This window comes from Myceligenerans xiligouense (genome assembly GCF_003814695.1).
In the GTDB taxonomy this organism is placed as follows: domain Bacteria; phylum Actinomycetota; class Actinomycetes; order Actinomycetales; family Cellulomonadaceae; genus Myceligenerans; species Myceligenerans xiligouense.
The window spans coordinates 75,276-102,029 of record NZ_RKQZ01000001.1 but is presented as its reverse complement, the minus strand read 5'-3'; the positions used below and the strand labels follow the sequence as shown (position 1 = coordinate 102,029).

The following is a 26,754-nucleotide window of genomic DNA, read 5'->3' as shown; positions in this document are numbered from 1 at the left end:
GCCCGAGGCAGAACCCCAGATTTCTGCCCCGGGCCGTTCGCTGGTTCCCGCCGGAGGAACCCAGACCCCGGCGGGAAGTCTTTGCCGGCCCTCACGGGCCGGGTCGGGTCACCCTCCCGAGTCGCCCCCGAGGAGGTTCCCGTCGTCGGCGGTGTCACCGCTGAGCACGTCGCCCACGCCGCCGAGAACGCCCTCGATGAGTTCGCCCACGCCGTCGGTCACGGTCTCGATCGGTCCCGTCGGGTCGTCCTGTTCCCCGTCGCTCGGGGTCGGACCCGGGGTCGCCGGAGCCGGGCTGCCGGCATCCGGCGCGTCGCCCTCGCCCTCCGCGGGAAGGTCGATCCGCCCTCGCTGCACGGCCACGGCCGCCTCGGTCAGATCGATGAGGCACTGTCGCCACTGCCCGGCGTCGATACCGTCCGGCACGGCGCCGAGCGTGTCCTCGGTCAGCCCGGGCGGAGCCGTCCACGCGTCGTCACCCCGCGACGAGACGCAGACCTCCATGGCCGCGACGACGGGCTTGTCCGCGCCGTCCAGCATCGCCTGACCGAGCTCCGTGACCAACGGGGAGAGCTCGGCCCCGGAGGGCTTTCGTACGGCGCCGCCGGCCGGGTCGTACACGACGGTGCACCGTGGCGACGTCGTCCGGCACCACGAGGCGCCCCACCTGTCGCCGTCCGCGTAGACGAACCCGCGCGGCTCGACCCGCGACCGCACCTCGGCGACGCGCAGCCAGACCTGGCTGTCGCCGAAGACGTCGAACGGCTCGATCGGGACCGAGGTGGTCGACGGGTCGCCGCCGTCCAGCGGCTCGTCCAGCACGAGGTGCTGCGCACCGGAGCCGGCACCCGACGTGAGGCCGAACACCAGCGAGGATCCGTTGTCGGCCCGCCGCACCATCGCGTCGTTCGTGACGCCGTCCCAGAGCAGCGTGCCCGCGGTGCCGCCACGGGCCATCGTCGCGAAGTCCTGGTCCGTTCCGGAGAGGATGCGCAGCGCCTCCCAGACGGTCTTGCCGCCCTCGGTCCCGAGATCGATCTGGGCGAAGAAGCGCGAGTTCTCGCTCCAGGCACCGATTCCGAGATCGACGAGCGCGGTGTCGTCGTCGGCCATGACCGTGACCGGCTCCGTGACCTGCCACACGTCCGGGCCGACCTTGGTGACCTGCGCGGACTCGGCGGGGAGCGCGGAAGGGCCGGCAGTCTTCGCGGTCGGTTCGGGTGTGGGAGCGGGCTCGGCGTCGACCGTGTCGCCGTCGGGACTCACCGACGACGACGGCGAGACCTCCACCGGCCCGGCGCTCCACAGGCCGGGTACGCCGGGCAGCGCGCCGGCAGCCCCGATGCCCGCCGTGCTCAGGACCAGGCCGGCGGCCGCGGCGTAACCCGTGCGGCGTGCGGCGTGCTTGCGGCGGCTGGAGCGCAGCACGGAGTCGACGTCGAGGGTCGAGCTGCCGGCGGCGTCGAAGGCCGTGTCACGGAGGCGGGAGACGAACTCCTGGTCGGACAGGTTGTCGCTCATCGGGCACCTCCCCGTGCTTCCAGGATCGTGCGCAACTGGGTGAGCCCGCGTGACGCCGTCGACTTCACCGTGCCGAGCGGCATGCCCAGCTCGCGGGACACCTCGGTCTCCGACAGGTCGAGCAGGTGCCGCATCACGACGACCCTGCGCTGTTTCAGCGGTAGCTGGAGCAGTGCGCGAACCACGGCGTCGCGGTCCTCGACCGTGCGGGTGGCCGGCGTGGCGACCGATCCGGCGCGCGGGCTCTCGCTCCCGGCCGCGGGCGCGTTCAGCAGGTCCTCGGGCCCCGCGAGCACCTCGCGGCGCGTGCGACGCCAGGTGTCGATACGCAGGTTCGCGAGGATGCGTCGCGCGTAGACGAGCGGCTCGCCCTGGCGCGCCTTGTGCCAGTGGCGGTAGCAGCGCTCGAACGTCTGCTGCGTCAGCTCCTCGGCACGGTGCCGGTCGCCGCAGAGCAGGAAGGCCATCCGGTGCAGTGGGTCACGGGCGGAGCGCATGAACTCCGTGAACTCCGCGTTCTTGTCCGTGACCTGCGCACCTCCAGCGGTCGCGCGTTCGGATTCCGGTCGTCGCGCGCTGCCGCGCGCTGCCGCATGGCGGATCTGGGCACCCACGCGGCCCGAGGCTACGGCATCCCCTGACCTGTCGCGATGGTCGACGGGGCCCTGGACGGCATCGCGTCCGTCGTGCTCTTGTCGCTGGTCGGCCGGGCCGGTACCGACCGGTCCGGCATCGACCGGCTCCACTCCGACGGGCGCGGCGCCCGCCCTTCGTGCCGAACCACGGGAGGATGCCGCCGCCCCCTGCGCGGCGGCAACTCCCTCCGGCATGCCGTCCCCGGGCATGCCGTACTCCGCCGAGTCCTCGACGAGGCTCACGGCGACGCGCGCATCGTTCCGATGCGCGGGAACGGTGACGGCACGCGTGCAGCCGCACGCGTCGTGCCTGGGGATGCCTACGGCGAGGTGCGCCGGGGGCGGGACAACAACCGTCACGAACGGAACACGCGGCAGGTTCCGTAAAGGTTCCAGACAGTTCCACGAATTTCGTCATGAAGTCGGTCGGTCGCGCCAGTCCGGAGCATCTGTCGGGCCACGCATGGCAGACACGGGGTCACACGCGCCGATGTCGCACCGGTCTCCTGCCGCGCGCCGGAGGGTCTTACGGTCCCGTGACGGCACCCGGCGTCGCCGTCGTCCTCGGCTCCTGCTTCCTATGCTGTGGAGATGCCCCGAGTTCTGGTCGTCGACGACGACCGCACCGTCGCCGAGGTGGTCGTCGCCTACCTGGAGCGCGCCGGGATCGACGCGGACCATGCCGCCGACGGGCACGCCGCCCTGGCCTCCGCGGCCGCGACGCCGCCCGACGCCGTCGTGCTCGACCTCATGCTGCCCGGGATCGACGGGCTCGAGGTCTGCCGCCGCCTGCGAGGGATGCGGCCCGATCTCCCGGTGCTCATGCTCACCGCGCGCGGTGAGGAGGAGGACCGCGTCCTCGGCCTGGAGATCGGCGCCGACGACTACGTGACCAAACCCTTCAGCGCCCGCGAGCTCACACTGCGCGTCCAGGCTCTCCTCCGCCGCGCGGCCGGACCGGGCCACCTCCGCCGTCCGGACCGGGAGACGGCGCCGACGATCGGCGGCCGGGACGTGCCTCGCACTCCCCCGGACGCCTCCCGGGCGGGCGCGGGGCGCGACACCACGGCCGGGCGCGCGACGACGTCGTCGGACGGCGAGGTCCTGCGGGACGGGGACCTCGTGCTCGATGCCGGGGCGCACCGGGTGATCCGCGGCGGACGGGAGCTCTCGCTCACCACGCGGGAGTTCGATCTGTTGCGCTGGTTCCTGTGCCATCCCGGTCAGGTGCACGACCGTCCCGGCCTCATGCGTGAGGTCTGGGGCTGGGAGTTCGGCGACCAGTCCACCGTGACCGTGCACGTCCGCCGACTGCGCGAGAAGGTCGAGACGGACCCCTCGAAACCCGAACGACTGGTCACGGTGTTCGGCGTGGGCTACCGCTGGGACCCGGCGCCGGTGCACCCGCCGGCGGTGGCGGCGCCCGAGGACTCCCCGTGGACGACGTGATGCTGGAGGGCCTCGTCCTGTCCGCCGGAGTGGCGGCGGCGGTCGGCGCCGTCGGAGCGGTCGGGGTCTTCGCGGTCGCCCGACGGCGCGCCGCGGCGGCGGCCGTGCTCGCGCCGCTGGTGGTCGTGGTGTCCGTGGCCGCGGGGGTGTACGCGAGCGTGCGCGCCATGTTCTTGTCGGACAAGGACTCCACGACGGTGCTGCTCCTGCTGGCGGCGGCGATCCCGGTGGCACTCGGCGTCGGGATGGTGCTGGCCGTGCGGATCTGGCGGATCGCCGCGGAGGCGGCGGCGATCACGGCGGCCCGGGCACGGGACCGCGAGATCGAGGCGGGACGCCGCGAGATGGTCGCCTGGGTGTCCCACGACCTGCGCACGCCGCTCGCCGCCGTCCGCGTGCTCGCCGAGGCGCTGGAGGACGACGTCGGCGACGAGGCCGAGACGGTGCGCCGCATCCAGGCCGAGAACCACCGGATGTCAGGCATGGTGGACGACCTGCTCGCGCTGTCGCGTCTGCAGTCGCCGGCGCTCGTCCTGCGCGCCCAGCTCGTGGACCTGCGTGACCTGGTCTCCGACGCCGTCGCCGCGATCCGGCCCCTCGCCGACGCACGGGACGTGCGGGTGGTCGAGGCCGACGGCGACGGCGCGCTGGCGACCGTCGATGCCCGCGAGGTTGCCCGCGCTGTGGCGAACTTACTGGTCAACGCGGTACGTCACACGCCCCCCGGCGGAACCGTGACGGTCACCGCGCACCCGGCCGCGACGGACCCGCCGTCCCGGGACCAGCGGATCGCCGTCATCGCGGTGCAGGACGAGTGCGGGGGGATTCCCGAGGCCGACCTGCCGCGGGTCTTCGACGCGGGATGGCGGGGGACGCGCGCCAGAACGCCGGAGCGAGCCTCGCAGGGCGGTCCCGCCGCCGGGTCCGGCGTCCCGCACGAGAGCGGCGGCGCCGGGCTCGGCCTGGCGATCGTCCGCGGGGTCGCGGACGTCCACGGCGGGTCCGCCTCGATCCGGAACGCCGGACCGGGCTGCGTCGCGGAACTGCGGCTTCCCGCCGGGGCCGGAGGCGGGACCGCAGTCGGAACGTGAACACTCCGCGCGGGACGTGGACAGCCGGGGGATGATCTGGATCATGAGTACACAGATTTCACCCGAGGCAAGGCCGCGAGAGGAGTGGACCGGACAGGTCGGCTTCATCCTGTCGGCGATCGGGTCGGCGGTCGGGCTGGGGAACATCTGGCGGTTCCCCGGCGTGGCCTACGAGAACGGTGGCGGGGCATTCCTCGTGCCGTACCTGATCGCCCTCATCACGGCCGGCGTCCCGATCCTGTACCTCGACTACGCGATCGGGCACCGGTTCCGCGGTTCCGCCCCGCTGGCGATGCGCCGGATCAGCCGCTGGTTCGAGACCCTCGGCTGGTACCAGGTGGCGATCTGCCTCGCGATCGCCGTGTACTACACGGCGGTGATCGCGTGGGCACTGAGCTTCTTCTGGTATTCCTTCGACCTGCGCTGGGGCGACGACACCACGACCTTCTTCCTGGTCGACTACCTCCAGGTGGCCGACGTCGGTGGCGCCGACCCGTGGTTCACCCTCGACTTCGTGCCCGCGGTGCTGATCCCGCTCGTCCTGGTCTGGGTCGTGGCGATCATCGTGCTTTCGGCCGGGGTCGCGCGCGGCGTGCAGCGGGTGAACCTCCTGTTCATGCCGCTGCTGCTCGTCGCGTTCGGTGTCCTGGTGGTCCGCTCCCTGTTCCTCCCGGGGGCCACGGACGGCCTGAACGCCCTGTTCACGCCGAACTGGGCCGCGCTCGGGGACGCCGACGTGTGGATCGCGGCATACGGCCAGATCTTCTTCTCGCTGTCGATCGCGTTCGGGATCATGATCACGTACGCGTCCTACCGCAGGCGGCGCGGGAACCTCACGTCGCCGGGCCTGGTGGTCGCGTTCGCCAACTCCGGGTTCGAGCTCTTCGCCGGGATCGGGGTGTTCGCCGCGCTCGGCTTCCTCGCCGGGCAGGAGGGCGTGGCGTTCGGGGAACTCGAGGGGATCACGGGACCGATCCTGTCGTTCGTGACGTTCCCCGCGCTGGTCTCCCAGATGCCCGCCGGCGCGCTGTTCGGCGCGCTGTTCTTCGGGTCGCTGGTGATGGCCGGGTTCACGTCGCTGGTGTCGATCCTGCAGGTCGTCTCGGCCGCGTTCCAGGAGAAGCTGTCGATCTCCCGGCGCCAGGCGGCGTTCGGGATCGGCGGCGTCGCGGGAGTGATCTCCGTGCTCGGCTTCTCGACGACGACCGGTCTGATCGCGCTCGACACACTGGACAACTGGGCCAACAACGTCGGGATCGTCTCGGCCGCGGTCGCGATGTGCGTGCTGGTGATCTGGGTGGCGCGACGGGGCAGGGAACTGCGGTTCCACCTGAACTCGGTGTCGACGCTGCAGGTCGGGGGCTGGTGGACGTTCTTCGTCGGGGTACTGGCGCCGCTGGTGCTCGGCTGGATGCTCGTGTCACGGATCCAGACGCTGCTCGTCGAGGGGTACGAGGGGTATGCGACCTGGTACCTCGGTGTCGTGGGCTGGGGGGCGATCGCCGCGTTCGTGGTGTTCGCCGTGGTGCTCACCCTCACGCCCTGGAGGTCACCGGTGGACGTCTACGCCCCGTGGCCGCGCTACGACAGGAGCCACACGCCGCCGGCGCGCGGCGGGAAGGAAGGTGCGGCATGAACGCGAGCGCGATCGCTCTGATGGTGGTGTCGCTGCTGCTCGTGTGGGGAGGCCTGGGCGTCAGCATCGCCATGCTCGTGGCCCGGCCGGAACGGACGGAGTGGCCGGACGGCGAGACCGGCGGCGACGAGCAGAACTCCTGATCTCCCGGCGTCGCCCACCGCGGGGAGCGGCGGTGCCGTCAGGACGGCGGCGTGGAGCCCGAGGTTCCACGCCGCCGCCGCGCGACGGCCCGACGCCGCTGCCGCGCCACGGCACCGCGCCGTTGGCCGTGCCGGCCGGGGCACGGCTACGCGGGCAGGAGCCGGGTGAGATAGCCGCCGCGGAACTTGCCCTGCGGATCCATCCGGTTCGCCAGGGCCGCGAAGTCCGCGAAGCGCGGGAACATCGCCGCGACGTCGCTCGGTGACGCGACGAAGATCTTGCCCCAGTGCGGTCGGGCGCCCAGCGGGAGCAGTGCCGCCTCCAGGTCGCGCAGCACGGCCCGGACCGCGTCGCCGTCCGGCTTCCAGGTGAAGTGCAGAGCGAGGGTGTCGCCGTCGAACGGGCTGAGCCACAGGTCGTCACCGGCGACGGTCCGGATCTCGCCGGCGAACAGCAGTGGCCGCACCTTGGCGCCGAGGCCCCGCATCGCATCGATCGCCTCGGCCGCACGTTCGCGCGGCACGAGGTACTCGGACTGGAGCTCGGCACCGGTCGACGGCGTGTGCTCCGCGCGGAAGTGCGGGAGCCGCTCGTGCGCGGGGCCCGCCACGCCGCCTTGGACGGTGCTCGCGGCCGGGTCCTCGCCCGCCAGCGGGTGCATCGGACCAGGGGCGTCACGGGCGCCCAGGTCGAGCAGGACCTCCCGGGCGGGTCGGCGCCCCGCGCCGGTCGTGGCGTCTCCGCCCGGCCGGTGCGACGGGTCATCCACCCGCGACTTCAGCCAGACCTGGGAGACGGTGTCGTCACCCCAGCGGGTGAACGCGCTGACCGAGTACGCGGCGCCGGTGATCGCGTCGAGGTCGGTGAGCAGCGCCTCCCAGGGCAGATCGACGACGACGTCCTGGCTCACCTGGAACGCCGCGTCGGTGGCCATCTCGACGCGGGTCACGACACCGAGCGCTCCGAGGCCGACGACGGCGCCCGGGAAGTCCGCGTCGCCGCGACGCAGGGTGCGCGTCCCGCCGTCGGCGGTGACGATCTCCAGCCCGACGACGTCGCTCGCGAGGCACCCGTTCGCGTCGCCCGAGCCGTGGGTCGCCGTGGCGATCGCACCCGCCAGCGAGATGTGCGGGAGCGACGCCATCGTGCGCAGCGCCCGGCCCTGCCCCAGCAGTGCCGCACCCGCCTGGCCGTACAGCAACCCCGCGCGCAGCGACGCCACGCCGCTGCCGGGGTCGACGACGACGGCCGGGCGCCCGTCGTCGTACGCGTCGAGCAGGACGTGCGTGCCGGTGGTGTCCGCGACGTCGCAGAACGAGTGCCGCGAGCCGAGCGCCTTGACCCGGTCCGTGCCACGGATCAGGTCCGAGAGTTCCTGCGGCGTGCCGGGCCGCGCGACCGCACTCGCCGAATAGGTGAGGTTGCCTGCCCAGTTCACGCTGACGTCGTTGCTCACGACCACAGGGTGCCACTCCACGCGCCGGGCGTCGGATCTATCTCATCGCCGCGCACGGATCGCCAGGATGGTCGACGGCGTCGCTGCCCGACCATCCCGGCGAGAGGAAACGTCACGCGGTCGCCTTTTCCTCCATGAGCAGGCGTTCCGAGATCCCGACCATGTCGAGGACTCGCATGACCTCCGCCGAGGGCTCGCGCAGGGTCACCGTCGACCCTGTCTCCTCGCCGAGAACGAAGACCTGGAGGATGAACGCGACCCCGGAGGAGTCGATGAAGGTGACGTCGCGCGCGTCGACGATCACCGGCGCGGGATCAGGGCGGGAGGCGAGGGAGGCCATGGCCTGGCTGGCGGCCTCCCGGAGCTGGGCGTCGACCTCGCCCCACAGGGTGAGGATCGAGCCCTCGTACACATGTCGGCAGGCGATCCCGGAGCCGGGGCGTCCGGGCTCCGAGGCGGGGTCGGAAGAGCTCGGGAGAGGATCCATGTCTTCGTACACTCCGTTGTCAGTGCTTCGACCGATATTTGACGTGCCCTTGGCGCAGACTCACCTCACCGTGAAGCGCGGGGCAGGAATACGACTGGGTTCGAGTCTTCACCCAACGGGCCGAAGAGTCCAGTCCGGACCCGTTACGTTCACGTTGCGCGAAGTCAAGATCACGTGACACTGCACCAACGCGCGGGGGTGAGTGACAGTTCCCACTGTTACCACCATCACCGCATTCCTTATGATTCCTCCGAAGTTTGGTCAAGTTCTTGCTCAAGGACTCGGGTCGCCAGCACTACAGCGTCCGCGTCCTGGTCCTCGTACTCCGTGCGTTCGGTGCGCCAGTACTCGGAGCCGTCGCGCGTGCGCGTCACGAGCCCGAGATCGACCATCGCCCTGCGCAGTCCGACCGGATCGCGCGCGAGACGGGCCAGGCGATCCGTGAGTTCCCGCTCGCCCACCGGCTCCAGGAGAACCGGGAGCGCCCGTGTCGCGATGTACCGCGTGACCGCGATCTTGTCGCGACGGCGACGCGGCAGCGTCTCGAGACGCCCGTCGTGAAGGAAGCGCCGCGGATCGCCGACGGCGCCCGTCCCGGCACCGGAAGAATCAGTACTCATCGTCGGGCACTGTAGAGCCTGTGCATGAATTCCCGGTATCTCCGCGCTGACGCGCGCGCGTCACAGCAGGTGAGGGGATTCGGTCGAGGGCAGGTCTCCCGTCAGGCGCCGACGTTCTCCCCACCGCGGTCCGCATCGTCGGCGTCCTCACCCTCGGGGTCCTCGCCGTCCCCGTCCCTCCGGCGGGCGAGTGACGACCTCGTGGCCGAGCCGACGACCCCGGTCATCGCGTCCGTCCGCGCGGACGGCGCGTCCGAGGGTTCGGACGGTGACGACGAGGTCTCCTGCTCGGTCCCGACGGTCCCGTCGCCGTCGTCCGGGCCGCACGGCGCGACCTCCTCCGACTCGGCGGCGGAGGCCGAGTCGGCGCCGGAGTCGCCACCCGGCTCGTCGCCCGCTCCGCCGTCGTCGCGCGTCCCGGCCGTCTCGTCCGCGGACTCGTCGCAGGACACGTCCGGGTCACCACTGGGCTTGCCCGGATCGGTGGGTTCGCTCGGGTCGCTGGGATCGCCGCTCGGGTCGCCGGGTTCACTGGGCCCGTCACTCGGCGACGGCGACGGCGTCGGCGTCGGCTCCTTGCTGGGCGAGGGAGAGGGCGTCGGCTCCTTGCTCGGCGTCGGCGAGGGCGTCGGCGTCGGGTCCTTGCTCGGCGACGGCGAGGGCGAAGGGCTCGGCTTGGGCTTGCTCGGCGACGGGCTCGGCTTGGGTGTCGGCTCCGACGGCTTGGACGACGGGGGTGTGCCGTCGCCCGGATCCTTGCTCGGGTCGTCCGACCCGCCGCTCTTGCCGTCGCCCTTCGAGCCCTTGGGGTCCTTGGTGTCCTTCGCCGGTATCGCGGCGGGCTCGTCGCCGGGCTTCGGCTTCTCCGGCGGCCGGTACCGGGGATCGTCCTCGGTGCTGATGTCCGACACGTCCAGTGCGCGGTTCGGGATGATCCCGGCCGCGAAGAACTCGAAGTGCCACGGCTCGGGCTTCGAACCGTCCAGGCGGGCCCATCCCGGGTTGTCCCAGCCGTAGTCCGGGCCGTGCACCCGGAGCCAGGCGTACTCGGCGCTCCGGCCCGAGTTGATCGGCGCACCGAGGTCGACGGCGATCCCCCACCCGTGGTTGGAGGTCCCGGGAATCGCCGCCAGGGTCGGCTTGAGCGCCCGCAGCGTCACCTGCGCGTCGTAGGTCCGGTACGAGTCGGTGATCGGAATGCTCCGGCCGAACCGCTTCTCGTACTCCTCGTTCAGCGCGGTGAACCGCTCGGCGGCGTCGCAGCGCAGCCGGTGACCCGGCGCGAACTCGAGAGGGCAGAGAACCGTGACCGGGATGCGGCCGTTCGCGAAACCGGCCGTGGACAGGCCGAACGCGTCCACGATGGTCATCAGGTTCTGCCGCAGGCCCGGATCCCCCGAACCCGCCGCGGTGCCCGTCCCGTCCGCCGGGACCGGTGCCACGATGAGTGCGTCCGCCTTGCTCGGGTCCATGAGCCGTGCCAGCCGCTGCGCGGCGAGCACGAGGTCCTCCCGCGTCACCAGCGTGACGTGGTCGTGGTCGTGCGCGTCCGCCTCGACCTCGAGACGGCCCGAGCCGTCCGCGCCGAGGTCGTCGACGGGCTTGTCGCCGAGGCCGCGCACTTGTGAGACCTCGGTGACCGCCTCGATGTCCACGGTGAGTCCGGACCCGTCGTCACCCGGCTCCTTGCCGGCCGCGGCGCCGGGCCCCTGGCTGCCGCCCTGACTCGAAGCGCTGTCGTCGTGGCCCGGAGCGCTGTCGTCATGGTCGGCAGCGCTGCCGTCGTGGCCCGGAGCGCCGCCGACCACGGAACCGTCGCGCGGGTCGAGGATGCCCGACGCCGCGCGAATCGCCTCCTGCTGCGCCCGGTAGGTCGTGTACAGCATGCCGAGCTCCGCCGCGGCCTGGGCGACCTGGGGGTCCATGGCTGCGCCCTGTTCCATGGCGAGCTGGTGCGCGCGCTCGAGCACTCCGAGCACCTGGCCGACGGTGATGTCCCCGCCGGAGGCGGCGATCGCGGATGCTTCCCCCGCCGCGGCGTACGAACGCAACGGCGCCTCGGCATAGCCGGCGCCTCCCCGCGGCAGGCTTCCGCCCGAGCCGAACAACACGGCGGCGGCGACCGCGGCACCCACCACGGCGGTGGAGGCCCTCCGCAGCCCCCGGCGGTGTGCACGCACGAAGGTGGCACCCGGCAGCCGGGAGAGCCGACGCGTCGCTCCGGGCCCGGACAGCACGCCGTCCGGCGCCTCGTCGGCGCCGTCCGCGCGTTCCCCAGGAGAGGAATCGCTCGGGCTGCTCATGGACACACCCCCTACGTCGGTTGGTTGCCGGTGCGGCACCGTCGCCGCCTCGACCTCCGTACTGCGCGCACGCATCTTCGCACACGCCGCTGACCCCGACCGGCACGCGGCGAACCGCGCACCGAGCCGACACTGCGTCCACGCCGGGTCGAACGCCCTCGGCACTCGCCCTGCCATTGATCGTGTCATCGACTCCCGCGGCGATCAAGACATCGACGGGCCGGGCAACGACCGTTGCCCCCGGAGCACGTCAGCGCAAGGGTCCGACGGCGGCTCCGGCAGCACGCACGAGAGTTCCTGCCGTGACCAGGCCCGTCACCGTGTCGATCTCGGGCGCCAGGACACGGTCCGCGCCAGGACCGCCCACCGCGCCACGGACGACGTCGTACACCGCACGCGTGCCCGGCGCGATCCGCTCCGGACCCCACGGCGACGCCGGACCGGGAGACGAGGAGACCGGCGGCACGGAGTCATCGGTCCGTCGCTCGCGCTCGCCCTCGGCCCGTTCGACGAGTCGCAGGTCGAGCGCACGGCAGGCGGTCAGCACCTCGATCGCGAGCACCCGGCCGAGCCCGTCGACCGCCTTGCGCAGCTTGCGGGCCGCGGCCCAACCCATGGAGACGTGATCCTCCTGCATGGCCGAGCTAGGGATGGAGTCGACGCTGGCGGGCACCGCCAGCCGCTTCAGTTCGCTGACGATCCCGGCAGCCGTGTACTGCGCGATCATCAGTCCGGAGTCGACGCCGGCCTCGTGCGCGAGAAACGGCGGCAGGCCGTCGTTGCGATGCTTGTCCAGGTGCCGGTCGGTGCGACGTTCCGAGATGCCGGCGACGTCCGCCACGGCGACGGCGACGAAGTCGAGCACGTACCCGATCGGAGCGCCGTGGAAGTTCCCGCACGACTCCACCCGGCCGTCCGGCGTGACCACCGGGTTGTCGATGGCCGCGGCGAGCTCGCGGTCCGCGACCGCCGCCGCGTGGTCCAGCGTGTCCCGCGCCGCTCCGTGCACCTGCGGGGCGCAGCGCAGCGAGTAGGCGTCCTGCACACGGGTGCAGACGGGGGAACCGTCCTCGTCGGTGTCGCGGTGGCTGGCCATGATGCCGCTGTCGGCGAGCAGGGCGCGGAGGTTCGCGGCCGACGCCGCCTGTCCCGGGTGGGGCCGGAGCGCCACCAGGTCCTCGGCGAACGGGGCGTCGCTGCCGAGGAGCGCCTCGACGCTGAGCGCGGCCGCGGCGTCGGCCGTGGCGAGGAGGTCACGCAGATCGTGCAGGGCGAGAACGAGCATGCCGAGCATCCCGTCCGTGCCGTTGATGAGGGCAAGGCCTTCCTTCTCGGCGAGGACGACGGGCGTGATGCCCGCCTCGGCCAGGGCCTCGGTGGCGGGCCGGAGCGGCGCGTCCGGAACCGTTCCGGGCGCGACGGCGGTCGGGGGAAGCCCGACCCGGACCTCACCCTCGCCCATGGCGGCGAGGGCGACGTGGCTCAGGGGGGCCAGATCGCCGGAGCAGCCGAGGGAGCCGAACTCGCGGACGACCGGCGTGATCCCGGCGTTCAGCATGTCGGCGTAGACCTGTGCCGTCCCGGGCCGCACGCCCGTCCGGCCGGTGGCCAGAGTGTTCAGGCGAAGCAGCTGGAGGGCGCGGACCACCTCCGTCTCCACCTCCGGCCCGGTTCCGGCGGCATGCGAGCGCACGAGGCTGCGCTGCAGGTCGGTACGGCGGTCGGCCGGGATGTGGGTGCGGGCCAGGGCGCCGAACCCGGTGGACACCCCGTAGTGCGGCCGGGGGTCGTGCGCGAGGTCGTCGATGATTCGCCGGCTCGCGGCCATACGAGTGCGCGCGGCGTCGGTGACGAAGACGCGCGCTCCGTGGCGGGCGACGGCGACCACCTGCTCGGCGGTGAGCGGGTCTCCGGTCAGGTCGACGGTAGAAGCGGTCGCCGGCGCGGCACCCGGGATCGCCGGGCGGGCCGATGCGTGTGACGTGGTCATGGTGCCAGTGTGCCCCGGATCCGACCCGCCGCCGATCCGCCGCTGCTCCCGCCACGCTGCCGTTCGAGGGCACCACCGTGCGGGCGTTCCGGCCCGGCGGACGCGGCGGTGCCCGCCACGGCGGAGGATGCTCACCTGGCGCTGCCTATACCTGATACATCACAATATGGCCGACCGATGGGACACAACGGTCCTAGCTATCAACCCAGAGGGCCCCTTGAGGTCCCCGTTCGAGGAGCACTTGCGCATGACCTCCCCTGAGACCGAGACCAACACCGCCGAGACCACCGAGAGCAAGTCCGACGAGGTCGCCGAGACGCTCGCGGACGCCGTCACCGAAGCGACCCAGAGCGAGGTCGCCACGGTCGACGCCGTCGAGGAGGAGGACCCGCAGACGGTCGTCTTCAGCCTGGTGGGCTTCTTCCTCGCCTACATTCCGCTCGTCGGCGTGATCGTGAACGCCATCGCCGTCGTGAAGGCCGGCAAGGAGGGCTTCGACCTCTTCCTCGCCAAGTGGGGCCTCGTGCTGTCGATCCTGTCGACGGTCGGCGCCCTGCTGCTGGTGGGCCTCGGCTTCTGGCTGGGAGTCGAGGCCGGCCGTTCCGGCATGTGAACGACCCTGGGGCGCCACGACCTTCCACCCGTGGCGCCCTGACCCGCCTCCACCGAGCACGAGATCACGGTCGCCGGAGCACCTCCGCCGACCGGAGCGTCGTGGCGGCTGCGGCGGCGAGCCCGGCACGCCCAAAATATCCGCATTTTTCACCCTAACGTCACGTCGGCGACATACACGTGGAGAAGCATCGAGGATTGGCAAAGCACCGGCACAGTTCTCGGAAGGGAACCCTCAATGATGCAGGCCCAGCTCGCTCCGTCGTCGTCCACGAACGCCTGGAACCCCCACGCCAGGACTCAGCTCCGGGTCGCGCTGGTCGCGGCTCTCACCGCCCTCCTGGTTCTCGCGTCGCTCGCACTGCCGAGCGGCGCCCACGCCTACCCGCCCGACATGCCGTCGAAGTCTCAGGCCCAGTCGGAGCTGAACGCCATCACGGTCCGGGCCGAGGGCCCGCGCACCGGGTACAGCCGCAGCCTGTTCCCGCACTGGAGCAACCAGGGCAACAACTGCAACACCCGCGAGGCCGTGCTGAAGCGGGACGGCAGCAACGTCGTCGTCGGTGCCGACTGCTACCCGGACTCCGGTAGCTGGTACAGCCAGTTCGACGGCCAGACCCGCACCGTCCCGTCGCAGATCTCCATCGACCACGTCGTCGCCCTCGCCGAGGCCTGGGACTCCGGCGCGAGCTCGTGGACCACGAGCCGCCGTCAGGCGTTCGCCAACGACCTCGACGGCCCGCAGCTCATCGCCGTCACCACCGAGGTCAACTCGTCCAAGAGCGACAAGGACATCGCGGAGTGGGTACCGCCGCTGTCCAGCAAGCGGTGCGCCTTCGCGAAGATGGTGATCCACACCAAGTACCGCTGGGGCCTGTCGATGGACCCGGCGGAGAAGTCGGCCGCCCAGACCTACCTCAACTACTGCTCGTACTGAACCGGGCCGCCGACCGGCCGGCGGCAACGTCGCCCATCGACCTCAAACCACAGAAGAACCCCGACTCCCCCCCCAGACCCGAGACCTCCGACCCCCGCCCCCAATCCCCAGTCGATCCCTCTCAAGGATGCCGAACCGCAGGTTGAATCGTGCCAACCGGGCGTTGCCACGATTCAACCTGCGGTTCGACGGCGGGTGGCGGGGACATCCTGCGGTTCGGGGATGGGTGACGGGGATGTCCTGCGGTTCGGGGGCGGGTGACGGGGACATCCTGCGGTTCGACGGCGGGTGACGGGGACATCCTGCGGTTCGACGGCGGGTGACGGGGACATCCTGCGGTTCGACGGCGGGTGACGGGGACATCCTGCGGTTCGGGGATGGGTGGCGGGGTCGTCGTGCGGTTCGGGGGCGGTGGGTGTGGTTTGGAGGGGGGCGAGGTGGCGCCACGCGGGGGCGGGTGACCAGGTCGGTGCGCGCGGGCCGTAATGAGCTTGCGGATGCTGCGAGAATGGTGGGTCGTGAGCAGCGAGTCATCCCCCACCAGCATGTCCGACGGCGGATCGGTGCGGTCTGGCGACGACGCCGCTCCTCTCACCGGCCCCGGATCCGGCCAGGACCGATCCAGCGGCAACCAGTCCGGCGGCCAGCAGCCCGGCGGCCACCAGCCCGGCGGGAACCGCGCCGATCGCTCGTCCGCCGGACGTGGCGGGCAGCGGCGCGGCGGACGTCGAGGGCGCTCCCCGCAGGCGCGGACCCAGCGGATCACCCAGGCGGAACTGGACCGGGCGGCCGCGAAGCGCACGGCCGTCGTGGTCCCCCCGATCGTCTACCCCGAACAGCTTCCCGTGTCGGCGCGGCGCGACGACATCGCCCGCGCCATCGCGGAGAACCAGGTCGTGGTGGTCGCCGGCGAGACCGGTTCCGGCAAGACCACGCAGCTGCCCAAGATCCTGCTCGACCTCGGTCGCGGCCGCACCGGCCAGGTCGGGCACACGCAGCCCCGCCGGATCGCGGCCCGCAGCGTCGCCGAGCGCATCGCGGAGGAGCTGGGCACGGATCTCGGCGACACCGTGGGCTACCAGGTGCGATTCACGGACAGGTCGACGGACGAGACCCTCGTCAAGGTCATGACCGACGGGATCCTCCTCGCCCAGATCCAGCGCGACCCGCAGCTGCTCGCGTACGACACGATCGTCGTCGACGAGGCCCACGAGCGGTCCCTCAACATCGACTTCCTGCTCGGGTACCTCGCCCGGCTGCTCCCCCGGCGGCCGGACCTGAAGCTCATCATCACGTCCGCGACGATCGACTCCGAGCGGTTCGCCCGCCACTTCTCCCCCGCCGCGCTGGCCGAGCGCGGGGGCGCGCCCGCCGTCGTCGTCGACGTCCTGCCCGACCAGGCGCCCGTCGTCGAGGTGTCGGGACGCACCTACCCGGTCGAGGTGCGGTACCGGCCGCTCGTCCCGGAGGACCGGCGTGGCGAGGCGTCCGAGGCCGACGACGGCCACGACGCGCCCCACGCCCAGGGCGCCGGACCCGCCCGGGGCAACCGGAGGCCGCCGTCGGGCACGGGAAGCGCACGAGCCACGGGACGGGGGGCGAGAGCGTCGGAGCGCGGCGGCACCGCCCGGAAGGAGGAGAAGGACCTCGTCACCGGAATCATCGAGGCCTGCGACGAGCTGATGCGCGAGGGTCCGGGCGACATCCTCGTGTTCCTCTCCGGCGAGCGCGAGATCCACGACACCTCCGACGGCCTGGCGGGGCACCTGCGCGAACGCGCCACCGACCCGCGACACCCGCAGTACACGGAGATCCTTCCGCTGTACGCACGGCTGAGCAGTGCCGAGCAGCACCGGGTGTTCCAGTCGCACTCGCACCGGCGGATCGTGCTGGCGACCAACGTGGCGGAGACCTCCCTGACCGTGCCGGGCATCCGGTACGTCGTCGACCCCGGGACGGCGCGCATCAGCCGCTGGTCCAAGCAGACCAAGGTGCAGCGGCTGCCGATCGAGCCGGTGTCGCAGGCGAGCGCCAACCAGCGCGCCGGGCGCTGCGGTCGCGTCGCGGACGGCATCGCGATCCGGCTCTACTCCGAGGACGACTTCGACAGCCGTCCCGAGTTCACCGAACCCGAGATCCTGCGCACGTCACTGGCGAGCGTGCTGCTCCAGATGGTGTCGGTGGGGGTCGCCGAGGCGCCCGGCGACGTCGCCCGCTTCCCGTTCGTCGAACCCCCGGACACGCGCGCCGTCCGCGACGGCGTCCAGCTCCTCACGGAACTGGGGGCACTGGAGACGACGCCGGACGGCGGGCGCGCGCGGGCGGGCGACTCGTCCGAGGGCGACGATCGAGCCGGCACGCCCCGGACGCGCCTCACCCGAGTGGGCCGCATGCTCGCCCAGCTCCCGATGGACCCGCGACTGGCGCGCATGGTCGTCGAGGGCGACAAGCTCGGCGTGGCACGGGAGGTCGCGATCGTCGCGGCCGCGCTGTCCATCCAGGATCCGCGCGAGCGCCCCGCCGAGGAGCGGGAGCAGGCCGACCAGTACCACGCGCGGTTCCGGGACCCGTCGTCGGACTTCCTGACCTACCTGAACCTCTGGGAGTACGTGCGCGAGCAGCAGCACGAGCTGTCGGGCTCCGCGTTCCGGAGGCTGTGCAAGGCGGAGTACCTGAACTTCCTCCGGATCCGCGAGTGGCAGGACGTCGTGGCGCAGCTGCGCGAGATGTCGAAGCCGCTCGGCATCGACATGGCGTACAAGCCGGCGCGCAGGGACCACGACGAGATCGTCCACCAGTGGGACGGCGACACGATTCACCGGGCGTTGCTCGCCGGGCTGCTCTCGCACATCGGGATGCAGGACACGGGTGAGGTGAAGGCGAGCGCCGTCGCGCACCTGCGGGGTGAGGCGCGCGAGCGGGCGCTGCGGCGGGCGTCGAAGCAGGCGCGGAACGAGTACGTGGGCGCGCGGGGGGCGCGGTTCGCGATCTTCCCCGGGTCGCCGCTGAGCAAGAAGCCGCCGGCGTGGATCATGGCGGGCGAGCTGGTGGAGACGTCGCGGCTGTGGGCGCGCGACGTCGCGCGGATCAAGCCCGAGTGGGCCGAGGAACTGGCGGGGCCCCTCGCGCGCCGCAACTACTCCGAGCCGCACTGGTCCACCAAGCGCGGCGCGGCGATGTGCACCGAGAAGGTCCTGCTGTACGGCGTGCCGATCGTCGCGGACCGCAAGGTGCTGTACTCGCACGTCGATCCCGAGGTGGCCCGGGAGATGTTCCTGCGGCACGCGCTGGTCGAGGGCGGATGGACCACGCACCACACCTTCTTCGCGGAGAACCGCCGCCTCCTGGACGAGGCGGGCGAGCTGGAGGCGCGGACCCGGCAGCGCGGGATCGTCGCGTCGGAGGACGATCTCTTCGCCTTCTACGACGAGCGCGTGCCGGAGCACGTGGTGTCGGCGGCGCACTTCGACAAGTGGTGGAACAAGACCCGGCGCGACCAGCCCGACCTGCTGACCTTCACGATGGACCTGCTGGTCGGGGACGCGTCCGTGGACACGGGCGCGTTCCCGGAGGTCTGGCCGCAGGGCGACCTGTCGCTGCCGCTCACCTACCAGTTCGCGCCGGGCTCCGGGGCCGACGGCGTCACGGTGCACATCCCCGTGTCGGTGCTGCCGCGCGTCGCGCCCGACGGGTTCGACTGGATGGTGCCCGGGCTCCTGGAGGAACTCTGCGTCGCGACGATCAAGTCGCTGCCGAAGCCCATACGGCGGGATCTGGTGCCCGCCCCCGACTGTGCACGCGAGATCGCGGCGTGGCTGCGCGCGGAGTGCCCGGCCTGGGAAGACATGGCCCGCGCGGGCGACATGGCCGAACGGTTCACCGCGGCCTTCTCACGCGCCGTCCGGACCGTTCGCGGGGTGGTCATCCCGGACGACGCCTGGACTCCGGAGCGCGTCGAGCGCCTGCCGGATCACCTGCGCATGACGTTCCGCGTGTTCGAGCCGCGCCGGAAGGCCGGCGCAGAAGGTGTCGTGCTCGACGAGTCCAAGGACCTGCTTCTGCTGCAGCGCAAGCTCGCGAAGCAGGCGGAGTCAGCGGTGCGCTCGGCGGTCAAGGGGGCCGTCGGTCAGGCCCTCGCGGCGGCGCGGGCTCAGGCGACGGATACCCGGCCGGCCGGTCCCGCCGCGCCGGCCCCGGCGCGTGCACCCGGCGGGACCGCCCGGCCCTCGGCCGCCCACCGCCCCCACGACCCACCGGCCGGCGTCGGGGTGGTCGCCGAGCGGGACAACCTCACCGGCTGGCCGGACGGGCTCGACGGCGGGGTGTTGCCCGAGGTCATGTCCACCGACGTCGGCGGAGGCGTCGTCGTGCACGGGTATCCCGCGCTCGTCGAGGAGCGCGGGCCGAAGGTGAAGGGGAAGCCACGGGCGGCCGTCGTCGCGTTGCGGATCCTGGCCGACGAGTCCGCGCGGAACGCGGCGCACGCCGCCGGAGTCCGGCGACTGCTGCTGCAGGAGACGGCGCTTCCGACGCCGCGGATCACGTCGCGCTGGTCCGGAACCCAGTCGCTCACGATGGCCTCCAGCCCTTACCCGACGACGGACGCGCTGGTCACGGACCTGCAACTGGCCGCCGTCAGAGGCCTGACGGTTCCGGACGCCGAACGGCGGTACGACACTCCGGCGGGCGGCCCGGATGCCGCGACGATCCGGACCGAGGCCGACTTCGCCGCGGCCCGCGACCACGTGCGACAACACCTGGAGGACGAGGTGCACCGCGTGGTCGGGCACGTGGTGGCGGCGCTGTCCGCGTACCGGTCGCTGGAGGGGGAGATCCGGGGCCAGTCCAGCCTCGCCCTGCTGCAGGTGCTCCAGGACCTGCGCGACCACGCCGCCGGGCTGATCCACGACGGTTTCGTGTCCGCGACACCTCCGCGGAGGCTGCCGCACCTGGTGCGATATCTGCGTGCGGCGTCGCACCGGCTGGCGAAGGCGAGCGAGAACCCCGGCCGGGACGCCGACCTCGTCTGGCGCGTCGGTGACGTCACGCAGGCGTGGGAGAAGGCCCGCGCGGCGTACGCGACCGGAACCCCCGACGCGGTGCGCGCCGCGGAACTCGCGGAGGTCCGGTGGATGCTGGAGGAGTTCCGGGTCAGCCTGTTCGCCCAGCAGCTCGGCACGGACGGCCCCGTCAGCGAGAAGCGGATCCGGAAGGTCCTCACCCCGGCCGGGTGGTGACGATCAGTCGTCGTTGGGCATGAGGATCCAGAAGACGATGTAGGCCAGGACCTGCGGGCCGGGAAGCAGGATGGAGGCGACGACCAGCACGCGCAGCAGGGTGACGTTCCACCCGAAGCGCCTGGCGATGCCCGCGCACACCCCGGCGATCATGCGGCCCTGACGGGGACGGGAAAGTGTCTTCGTGGTCATGCCTTCACGCTACGGTGCGCGGGCCGACGGCGGCATCGGGTTCTCCCCCGATTCGCCCCTGATTCAGCGTGCCGGAACCCGCGCGTTTCGACCGCGCGGGTTCCGGCACCTGCTCAGCGGAAGAGGTGCCGCGCCTTCCCCAGGTCGAGGAACACGGTCTCACCCGTGGCGTCGTCAAGGGCATCGTTGTCCGTCACGGCATAGACGCGGCCGTCGCCGCCGATCGTGAGGCCTTCGAGCTTCTCCTGGGTCCAGCCGTTCGTGGCCCGCAGCGCGGGCAGGACGTCGATCGCGAGCTCCTTGTCCAGCATCGCGACCTCGCCGGGACGCGGGTCACGGTGCGGCAGGTCCACCGTGTACACGGCCTTGAGCGCGGCGTCCGGCCCGTTGAGCTTGTCCCGCTCGATCACGGCGAGCGTGTCGCGGTCGACGACGGTCACCTCGGAGAGGCCGACCCAGTCGCCGTCACCGGACGGTGCCTCCAGCGGGTAGCCGAACCAGGTCCAGTCGCCGGTCGCGACGTCGTACCGGCCGATCCGCGCGAAGCCGCCGAGACCGCCCTCGTCGGTGGACAGTCCGCGCTGCAACGCCACGAAGAGGTGCTCGCCATGGCGGTCGGTCACCCCGGTGACCCCTTCGATGCCCCACTTCCCGAGACCGGCGACGACGTCGTCCGGCAGCGCGACCCGCTCCCGCACCTCGCCGTCCGCCGAGACCCGGACCAACGCGTTCTGCGCGCCGGTCCTGCCCTCGGAGGCGATCCAGAACCCGCCGCCCCGACCGGTCCGGGCCCACAGGCCCTCGACGTCGAGGCCGACGGGCGCGCCGTGCTCGGTCACCGTGACCTCGCGGTCGATCACCGCCGGGTCCGACGACGCCGGTCCGCGCCCGTGACGGCCACGGTCGCCGTCCAGCCGCAGGGAGTAGATCGAGGTCGGCGTCTTCGCGGAGTCGCTCGCGGTGTACAGACGCCGACGGTCCTCCGGGTCGGCCGAGAGCGCGCCGAGCGCCGTCCAGCCGATCGGCGTGCCCGCGGTGACCTGCCGCTCGCCGTCGGGCCCCGTCGTGTACGCCCCGGCCGTGCGTGCGGCGTCGGCAGACACGACGGACGGGAACGCGGGCGTTCCCGCGTCCCGGCTGTACCGCCTGCCCGCCCCGAACACCGTGACGGCGGAGCGGACGCCGTCCTCGGCGGCGTCCTCCTCGGACGACACGACCAGCAGGTTCCGCCGCGGCACCGGGAGCAGGCCCTCGGGGCCGTTCGTCGTGGCGAGCACCTGCGTGAATCGCGGCGTGTCGGCGTCGGTCACGTCGTAGACGGCCACGAAGTTCGACCGTTCCGACCCGACGAACGCGTACCTCACGCCGTCGAGTTCGCCGACGGCGATCCCCTCGATCTCGACGCCCTTGTTCTCGGTGCGGCCGTCGTTGTGCAGGCCGACGCGCGCCGCCAGGTGCTCCAGGGTGTTCCCGGCGTCCCAGGCGACCTCGCCGGTCGTGGCGTCGAAGACGGACCAGCCGCGGGTGCCACCCTTCCAGTCGCCCTCGTTCGCGGTGGCGAGGTGGGTGTCGTCGATCCAGGCGATCGCGTCGGGCTCGCGGGGGGCCGCGTCGAGCGTTCCGGTGAGGTCGATCGCGTCGTCCTCGATCGTGTCGACGCCGGTCAGCGCCTGCTCGCCCGCCGAGAACGCCGACGTCACCTCTCCCGAGGCGACGTCGATCAGCACGATGGCGTTGTTCTCCTGCAGGGAGACGGCGGCTGTCGTGCCGGCCGGGTTGATCGACACGTACTCCGGCTCGGGGTCCTCGGGCGTGTCCACCCCGGCGTCGGCGAGGACGGGGAGGGCGGTTCCGTCGGCCGCGGTGAGCGGGACGGGCCGCGCGGACCAGCCGGCCGGGTCGGCGCCGGGGAGGTCGACGATCTGCACGAACCCGGCCGGAGCCTGCGGCAGGTCGCCCTCGTCGCCGTCCGGGGCGTTGTCGGCGGGAACGTCCTCGTCGCGCTCGTTCTCGATGGCGACGACGGCGTGCGCGCCGCCGGGCGTGATCGCGATGGAGTCGGGCTGGCCGCCCAGGTCGATCGAGCGGACCTTGGTGCGCGTCGCCAGGTCGACGACGTCCAGCCGCCCGCTCGGGTTCGTGTAGCTCTCCGAGGTGTTGACGACGACGAGGACGTGGTCGCCCACGACGGCCACCGACGTCGGCTCGTCCTCCGCGTCGCCGAGTTCGGCGAGGCTCAGCGAGCCGAGGCCGCGAGGGTTCGCCGGGTCGGAGATGTCGAGGAAGCCGATGCGGCGGCCGGCCGCGTCGGTGTAGATCACCGTGCGGCCGTCCTCGCTGACGTCCGAGATCTCGGCGACGGTCTCCTCGGCCGGGTCGACGCCGGCCGGCAGGTTCTGGAAGACCGGGTAGGTGGCGAGGCGATGGAACCCCTTGCCCTTGGCGGGGCCGAACGTGGCGGGGCCGAAGGCGGAGGTGTGGGTGGAGACGTGGTGAGGGGCGGGCGTGTCGGGCCCGAGGACGGCGGCGGACGCGGGGATCAGCGCCGTCAGGCTGAGCGCGAGGGTGGCACCGGAGGCGATGAACGCCGCGGTGCGTCGCGTGTGGAGTTTCTGGGTAGGCACGAGTTCAGGCTGCTGGCGGCGGGTGGCTGCCGGGCCGCCTCGGGGTTTCCGGGGGGTGTCGCTCGGATGAACTGGCTCCGGAACGGCCCCGTGGGTTCGGGACGGTGCCGGCGCGCCCATGGACGTGGAGGTCCGCGGACGGCCTGGACTCAGTCGAACAGACGCGCGACCACACCAAGGATCCGGAACGGCAGGGCGACGACCTCGAGCAGCTCCAGCACGTCGCCCGGCCCACGGATCTCACGGCGGAACCGGGGACCGGTGCACCGGTAGGACGCCCACGCCAGGAGCCACACGCACACGGTCGATACGGCCAGGACCGCCGCCGTGGTCCACGCACCCTCGGTGAAGCCCATGACGACACCGACGATCGTCAGCAGTATCCCGGCCATGGTCAGCAAGGACGAGGTGATGAACACGGTCGCCGCAAGGACCCGCCACACCAGGACGACTCCTCGCCGGAGAAGTCCGCCGCGTGGCACTCGTTCCTGCGCGACCGGCTCGGTCATGGTTCACCCGTCCCTGCCGCGACAGCGTCGATCGATCGTCTGAGTTCGGCTGCCGTGTCCGGGATGGCCTGGTGCACACCGTCGCGGACCACGTGCCGACCGCCCACGATCGTGTCGGTGACGTCGGCGGCCGCCGCGGCGAAGACGGTGTGGTCGAGAAGTGTCGGACGCGTCCATCCGGCCATGCGGACCGAGTCGAGCGAGATCACCGTGAAGTCGGCCAGGTCCCCGACGCCGATCCCGCCGTCTCCCTCGCGCGGACCGGACCAGCCGAGCGAGGCGTAGCCCTCGCGGGTTCCCGCCCGCAGGAGCGTCGGTGCCGACAGGTGTCCCCGGGCGAGGGTCCGGACCCGCTCGTCCAGCTCCAGCCCACGCACCTCGTCGAAGGGATCGACGATCGCGTTGCTGTCCGACCCGATCGTCAGCGGGACCCCCGCTCCGACCAGCTCGCCGAGCGTCGGCGCCCCGTCCGCCAGGTCGCGTTCGGTGGTGCGGGTGACGCACGCGCGAGCGGAGGACCGCGCCAGGCGCCCGACGTCGTCGGCCGTCAGATGCGTGGCGTGGACCACCGTGGTGCGCGGCCCGAGTGCGCCTTGGGCACCGAGCAACGCCGTCGGCGTGCACCCGTGAACGGCGAGGCAGTCCGCGTTCTCCTGGGGCTGCTCGGACAGGTGGACGTGCAACGGCGCGTCGTGCCGCTCCGCCCAGGCGGCCACCGTGCCGATGCCGTCGGGTGGTACGGCCCGCACCGAGTGCACGGCGGCACCCACCCGTACCGCGCCACCGGACCGGGATGCCGCCAGGGCTTCGACCCGGGACGCCCACCCCTCCGCGCCGGCGTCGCCGAAGCGCTGCTGGACGCCGGAGAGCGGTTCGCCGTCGACTCCCGCCGTCAGATAACAGGTGTCGAGCAGGGTGAGCCGGATCCCGGCGTCGTCGGCGGCGGCGATCAGGGCCTCGCCCATGGCGTTGGGGTCCGCGTACGGCCGGCCCCCGGCCGCGTGATGCAGGTAGTGGAACTCGCCGACGACGCCGTACCCCGCCAGCACCATCTCCGCGAAGACGGCCCGCGCCAGCCGGTGGTACGAGTCCGGGTCGAGGCGCTCGGCGGCGCGGTACATCTGCTCGCGCCAGGTCCAGAAGGACCCGGCACCGGCTGCCGGACGTCCCGCCCCGCCCGGGTGACCAGGCCCGCCACGACCGGCGTCGTCGGACAGGCCGTGCGTCCTGCCCCGCAGGACCCGGTGGAACGCGTGCGAGTGGGCGTTGGCGAAGGCGGGAAGGGTGAGGCCGGGCAGGCGCGTCGTGTCGGCGGGGCGTTGCACTCCGGGGGTCACCTCGGTCACGCGGCCGCCTGCGGCACGGATCAGCACACCGGCGACGGCCTGCCGCCCGCCCACCCACGCCCAGTCGCACCACCAGCTACTCATGCTCCACCGCACCAGCCGCAGCGACGTCCCCGGTGACGGACCGGTGGGCCGCGGTCATCGCGGGACCCGGACGCCGCGGGCTTCCGCCACCTCCGTGGCGCGGTCGTACCCGGCGTCGACGTGCCGGAGCACGCCCATGGCCGGGTCGTTCGTCAGGACACGCTCCAGCTTCTGGGCCGCGAGCGGGGTGCCGTCGGCGACCGAGACCTGGCCCGCGTGGATGGACCGGCCCATGCCGACACCGCCGCCGTGGTGCAGGGACACCCACGTGGCGCCCGACGACGCGGCGGTCAGCGCGTTGAGAAGAGGCCAGTCGGCGATGGCGTCGGAACCGTCGGCCATGCCCTCGGTCTCCCGGTAGGGCGAGGCGACCGACCCGGCGTCCAGATGGTCCCGCCCGATCGCGAGCGGGGCGCTGATCTCGCCGGACGCGACCAGTTCGTTGAACGCGAGACCCGCCTTGTCACGCTCGCCGTAGCCGAGCCAGCAGATCCGGGCGGGCAGGCCCTGGAACGCGATCCTCTCCTGCGCGCCGCGGATCCAGCGGTGGAGGCGGTCGTGGTCGGGGAAGAGGTCGAGGATGGCACGGTCGGTCGCGGCGATGTCTTTCGGGTCCCCGGACAGTGCCGCCCAGCGGAACGGGCCCTTGCCCTCGCAGAACAACGGCCGGATGTACGCGGGCACGAAGCCCGGGAAGTCGAACGCGCGGGAGTAGCCGCCCTGGCGGGCCTCGTCACGGATGGAGTTGCCGTAGTCGAACACCTCGGCGCCGGCGTCCTGGAAGCCGACCATCGCCTCGACGTGCCGCGCCATCGACTCGCGGGCGCGGTCGGTGAACCCTGCCGGGTCCTTACCGGCCTCCGCGGCCCAGTCCTCCAGGGCCACCCCGGCCGGCAGGTAGGACAACGGGTCGTGCGCCGAGGTCTGGTCGGTGACGATGTCGATGTCGACGCCCCTGGCCAGCAGGTCCGGGAACACCTCGGCGGCGTTGCCGACCACGCCCACCGAGTAGGAACGCCCGTCGGCCTTGGCCGCGAGCGCCCGGGCGACGCCGTCGTCCACGGAGTCGGCAACCTCGTCGAGGTAGCGGTGGCGGGCGCGCCGGGCGAGGCGGGCCGGGTCGACGTCGACGATCAGGCACACGCCGCCGTTGAGCGTGACGGCGAGCGGCTGGGCGCCGCCCATGCCGCCGCAGCCGGCGGTGAGGGTGAGGGTTCCGGCGAGGGTGCCGCCGAACTTCTTCTCGGCGACGGCGGCGAAGGTCTCGTACGTGCCCTGGACGATCCCCTGGGTGCCGATGTAGATCCAGGACCCGGCCGTCATCTGCCCGTACATGGTGAGGCCGAGCTGTTCGAGGCGGCGGAACTCGGGCCACGTCGCCCAGTCCCCCACCAGGTTCGAGTTCGCGATGAGCACCCGGGGCGCCCACTCGTGCGTGGTCAGCACGCCGACCGGCTTGCCGGACTGGACCAGGAGAGTCTCGTCCTCGCGCAGGTCGGTGAGGGTGCGGACGATGGCGTCGTAGGCCGGCCACGAGCGGGCGGCGCGGCCGGTGCCGCCGTAGACGACGAGGTCGTCGGGCCGTTCCGCGACCTCGGGGTCCAGGTTGTTCATGAGCATCCGCAGAGGAGCTTCGGTCTGCCAGCTGCGGGCGGTGAGTTCGGTGCCGCGGGTTGCGCGGACTGTGCGTGCTCCGTCCATGGGGCGAGATTACGTGGACTGGGGCGACTCGTGTCGCGGCTCGCGGCGGATCCTCCGGTGTCCGCCCCCGGGTGGCCGCCCGGGCATGGGTAGCTCTCCCCATTTCTCCAGGTCACGCCTGCTGGTTGAGTTCGGGGTGTTGGCAGCGCGAGACCGCCCGGTACCGGCCCCGCGGTCTCG

19 protein-coding genes are annotated in these 26,754 nt (G+C 72.5%); 7 read left to right on the top strand and 12 right to left on the bottom strand.

The genetic code is table 11. The annotated features are described in order from the left end of the window. Nucleotides 1-108 precede the first annotated feature (108 nt). Together EDD34_RS00430 and EDD34_RS20990 are read right to left on the bottom strand one after the other, a co-directional pair. Nucleotides 109-1,521: a hypothetical protein gene (locus EDD34_RS00430; protein WP_123812829.1), complete on the bottom strand. Its 1,413-nt coding sequence runs from the start codon at nt 1,519-1,521 to the stop codon at nt 109-111. Continuing rightward, nucleotides 1,518-2,399 carry a SigE family RNA polymerase sigma factor gene (locus tag EDD34_RS20990; RefSeq protein ID WP_246012121.1) on the bottom strand — a complete coding sequence of 294 codons (882 nt, stop codon included), beginning with the start codon at nt 2,397-2,399 and terminating at the stop codon, nt 1,518-1,520. The genes EDD34_RS00430 and EDD34_RS20990 overlap by 4 nt, the downstream gene beginning before the upstream one ends. A 348-nt stretch (nt 2,400-2,747) precedes the next feature. Between EDD34_RS20990 and EDD34_RS00420 the strand changes: the two genes are divergently transcribed. From EDD34_RS00420 to EDD34_RS00405, 4 genes are read left to right on the top strand one after another with little or no spacing between them, the layout of a single operon-like run. Next, entirely contained in the window at nt 2,748-3,605 is an 858-nt protein-coding gene (locus tag EDD34_RS00420) for a response regulator transcription factor (RefSeq protein WP_123812828.1), read from the top strand. Beyond that, nucleotides 3,593-4,696 (top strand): sensor histidine kinase, encoded by a 1,104-nt coding sequence (locus tag EDD34_RS00415; RefSeq protein ID WP_211341454.1) that lies wholly within the window; start codon nt 3,593-3,595, stop codon nt 4,694-4,696. Before EDD34_RS00420 ends, EDD34_RS00415 begins: the two co-directional genes overlap by 13 nt. A 43-nt stretch (nt 4,697-4,739) precedes the next feature. Then, nucleotides 4,740-6,332: a sodium-dependent transporter gene (locus EDD34_RS00410; RefSeq protein WP_123812827.1), complete on the top strand. Its 1,593-nt coding sequence runs from the start codon at nt 4,740-4,742 to the stop codon at nt 6,330-6,332. After that, nucleotides 6,329-6,475: a MetS family NSS transporter small subunit gene (locus EDD34_RS00405; RefSeq protein WP_123812826.1), complete on the top strand. Its 147-nt coding sequence runs from the start codon at nt 6,329-6,331 to the stop codon at nt 6,473-6,475. Before EDD34_RS00410 ends, EDD34_RS00405 begins: the two co-directional genes overlap by 4 nt. Nucleotides 6,476-6,621: 146 nt before the next feature. On the opposite strand, the gene EDD34_RS00400 is transcribed toward EDD34_RS00405, so the two are convergent. From EDD34_RS00400 to hutH, 5 genes are all read right to left on the bottom strand, one after another. Then, nucleotides 6,622-7,932 (bottom strand): D-arabinono-1,4-lactone oxidase, encoded by a 1,311-nt coding sequence (locus EDD34_RS00400; RefSeq protein WP_123812825.1) that lies wholly within the window; start codon nt 7,930-7,932, stop codon nt 6,622-6,624. A 112-nt stretch (nt 7,933-8,044) separates the two neighbouring features. Next, on the bottom strand, nt 8,045-8,419 hold the full coding sequence (locus tag EDD34_RS00395) for an STAS domain-containing protein (protein WP_123812824.1): 375 nt from the start codon (nt 8,417-8,419) through the stop codon (nt 8,045-8,047). Between the two features lie 239 nt (nt 8,420-8,658). Further along, on the bottom strand, nt 8,659-9,039 hold the full coding sequence (locus EDD34_RS00390) for a DUF2087 domain-containing protein (protein WP_123812823.1): 381 nt from the start codon (nt 9,037-9,039) through the stop codon (nt 8,659-8,661). A gap of 101 nt (nt 9,040-9,140) precedes the next feature. Then, on the bottom strand, nt 9,141-11,342 hold the full coding sequence (locus EDD34_RS20985; protein WP_170176916.1) for a M15 family metallopeptidase: 2,202 nt from the start codon (nt 11,340-11,342) through the stop codon (nt 9,141-9,143). A gap of 250 nt (nt 11,343-11,592) precedes the next feature. Further along, on the bottom strand, nt 11,593-13,332 hold the full coding sequence (gene hutH, locus EDD34_RS00380) for a histidine ammonia-lyase (protein WP_123812821.1): 1,740 nt from the start codon (nt 13,330-13,332) through the stop codon (nt 11,593-11,595). Between the two features lie 247 nt (nt 13,333-13,579). Here hutH and EDD34_RS00375 point away from each other — a divergent pair, with 247 nt between their 5' ends. The 3 genes from EDD34_RS00375 to EDD34_RS00365 all read left to right on the top strand — a co-directional run bounded on the left by EDD34_RS00375 (nt 13,580) and on the right by EDD34_RS00365 (nt 20,118). Beyond that, nucleotides 13,580-13,945: a hypothetical protein gene (locus tag EDD34_RS00375; protein WP_123812820.1), complete on the top strand. Its 366-nt coding sequence runs from the start codon at nt 13,580-13,582 to the stop codon at nt 13,943-13,945. Nucleotides 13,946-14,182: 237 nt separating this feature from the next. Then, a complete protein-coding gene (locus tag EDD34_RS00370; RefSeq protein ID WP_246012120.1) occupies nt 14,183-14,881 on the top strand; it encodes a GmrSD restriction endonuclease domain-containing protein in 699 nt (232 codons plus the stop codon). Between the two features lie 545 nt (nt 14,882-15,426). Beyond that, nucleotides 15,427-20,118: a DUF3418 domain-containing protein gene (locus EDD34_RS00365; RefSeq protein ID WP_123816220.1), complete on the top strand. Its 4,692-nt coding sequence runs from the start codon at nt 15,427-15,429 to the stop codon at nt 20,116-20,118. 3 nt (nt 20,119-20,121) lie between these two features. Here EDD34_RS00365 and EDD34_RS00360 read toward each other — a convergent pair whose 3' ends face one another. From EDD34_RS00360 to hutU, 5 genes are all read right to left on the bottom strand, one after another. Continuing rightward, nucleotides 20,122-20,310, bottom strand: coding sequence for a PspC domain-containing protein (locus EDD34_RS00360; RefSeq protein ID WP_123812819.1), 189 nt, complete (start codon nt 20,308-20,310; stop codon nt 20,122-20,124). 113 nt (nt 20,311-20,423) lie between these two features. Further along, nucleotides 20,424-22,934 (bottom strand): esterase-like activity of phytase family protein, encoded by a 2,511-nt coding sequence (locus EDD34_RS00355; RefSeq protein ID WP_246012118.1) that lies wholly within the window; start codon nt 22,932-22,934, stop codon nt 20,424-20,426. Nucleotides 22,935-23,083: 149 nt separating this feature from the next. After that, nucleotides 23,084-23,443 (bottom strand): hypothetical protein, encoded by a 360-nt coding sequence (locus EDD34_RS00350; protein WP_123812817.1) that lies wholly within the window; start codon nt 23,441-23,443, stop codon nt 23,084-23,086. Beyond that, nucleotides 23,440-24,873, bottom strand: a complete 1,434-nt coding sequence (locus EDD34_RS00345; protein ID WP_123812816.1) for a formimidoylglutamate deiminase — start codon at nt 24,871-24,873, stop codon at nt 23,440-23,442. The genes EDD34_RS00350 and EDD34_RS00345 overlap by 4 nt, the downstream gene beginning before the upstream one ends. Before the next feature lie 54 nt (nt 24,874-24,927). Continuing rightward, a complete protein-coding gene (hutU, locus tag EDD34_RS00340) occupies nt 24,928-26,574 on the bottom strand; it encodes a urocanate hydratase (RefSeq protein WP_123812815.1) in 1,647 nt (548 codons plus the stop codon). Nucleotides 26,575-26,754: the final 180 nt, after the last annotated feature.

Excerpts from the sequence above, each read along its gene's own strand:
- EDD34_RS00430 (WP_123812829.1), bottom strand. The coding sequence starts at position 1,521 with ATGAGCGACAACCTGTCCGACCAGGAGTTCGTCTCCCGCCTCCGTGAC.
- EDD34_RS00420 (WP_123812828.1), top strand. The coding sequence starts at position 2,748 with ATGCCCCGAGTTCTGGTCGTCGACGACGACCGCACCGTCGCCGAGGTG.
- EDD34_RS00410 (WP_123812827.1), top strand. The coding sequence starts at position 4,740 with ATGAGTACACAGATTTCACCCGAGGCAAGGCCGCGAGAGGAGTGGACC.
- EDD34_RS00405 (WP_123812826.1), top strand. The coding sequence starts at position 6,329 with ATGAACGCGAGCGCGATCGCTCTGATGGTGGTGTCGCTGCTGCTCGTG.
- EDD34_RS00395 (WP_123812824.1), bottom strand. The coding sequence starts at position 8,419 with ATGGATCCTCTCCCGAGCTCTTCCGACCCCGCCTCGGAGCCCGGACGC.
- EDD34_RS00390 (WP_123812823.1), bottom strand. The coding sequence starts at position 9,039 with ATGAGTACTGATTCTTCCGGTGCCGGGACGGGCGCCGTCGGCGATCCG.
- EDD34_RS20985 (WP_170176916.1), bottom strand. The coding sequence starts at position 11,342 with ATGAGCAGCCCGAGCGATTCCTCTCCTGGGGAACGCGCGGACGGCGCC.
- hutH (WP_123812821.1), bottom strand. The coding sequence starts at position 13,332 with ATGACCACGTCACACGCATCGGCCCGCCCGGCGATCCCGGGTGCCGCG.
- EDD34_RS00375 (WP_123812820.1), top strand. The coding sequence starts at position 13,580 with ATGACCTCCCCTGAGACCGAGACCAACACCGCCGAGACCACCGAGAGC.
- EDD34_RS00370 (WP_246012120.1), top strand. The coding sequence starts at position 14,183 with ATGATGCAGGCCCAGCTCGCTCCGTCGTCGTCCACGAACGCCTGGAAC.
- EDD34_RS00365 (WP_123816220.1), top strand. The coding sequence starts at position 15,427 with ATGTCCGACGGCGGATCGGTGCGGTCTGGCGACGACGCCGCTCCTCTC.
- EDD34_RS00360 (WP_123812819.1), bottom strand. The coding sequence starts at position 20,310 with ATGACCACGAAGACACTTTCCCGTCCCCGTCAGGGCCGCATGATCGCC.
- EDD34_RS00350 (WP_123812817.1), bottom strand. The coding sequence starts at position 23,443 with ATGACCGAGCCGGTCGCGCAGGAACGAGTGCCACGCGGCGGACTTCTC.
- EDD34_RS00345 (WP_123812816.1), bottom strand. The coding sequence starts at position 24,873 with ATGAGTAGCTGGTGGTGCGACTGGGCGTGGGTGGGCGGGCGGCAGGCC.
- hutU (WP_123812815.1), bottom strand. The coding sequence starts at position 26,574 with ATGGACGGAGCACGCACAGTCCGCGCAACCCGCGGCACCGAACTCACC.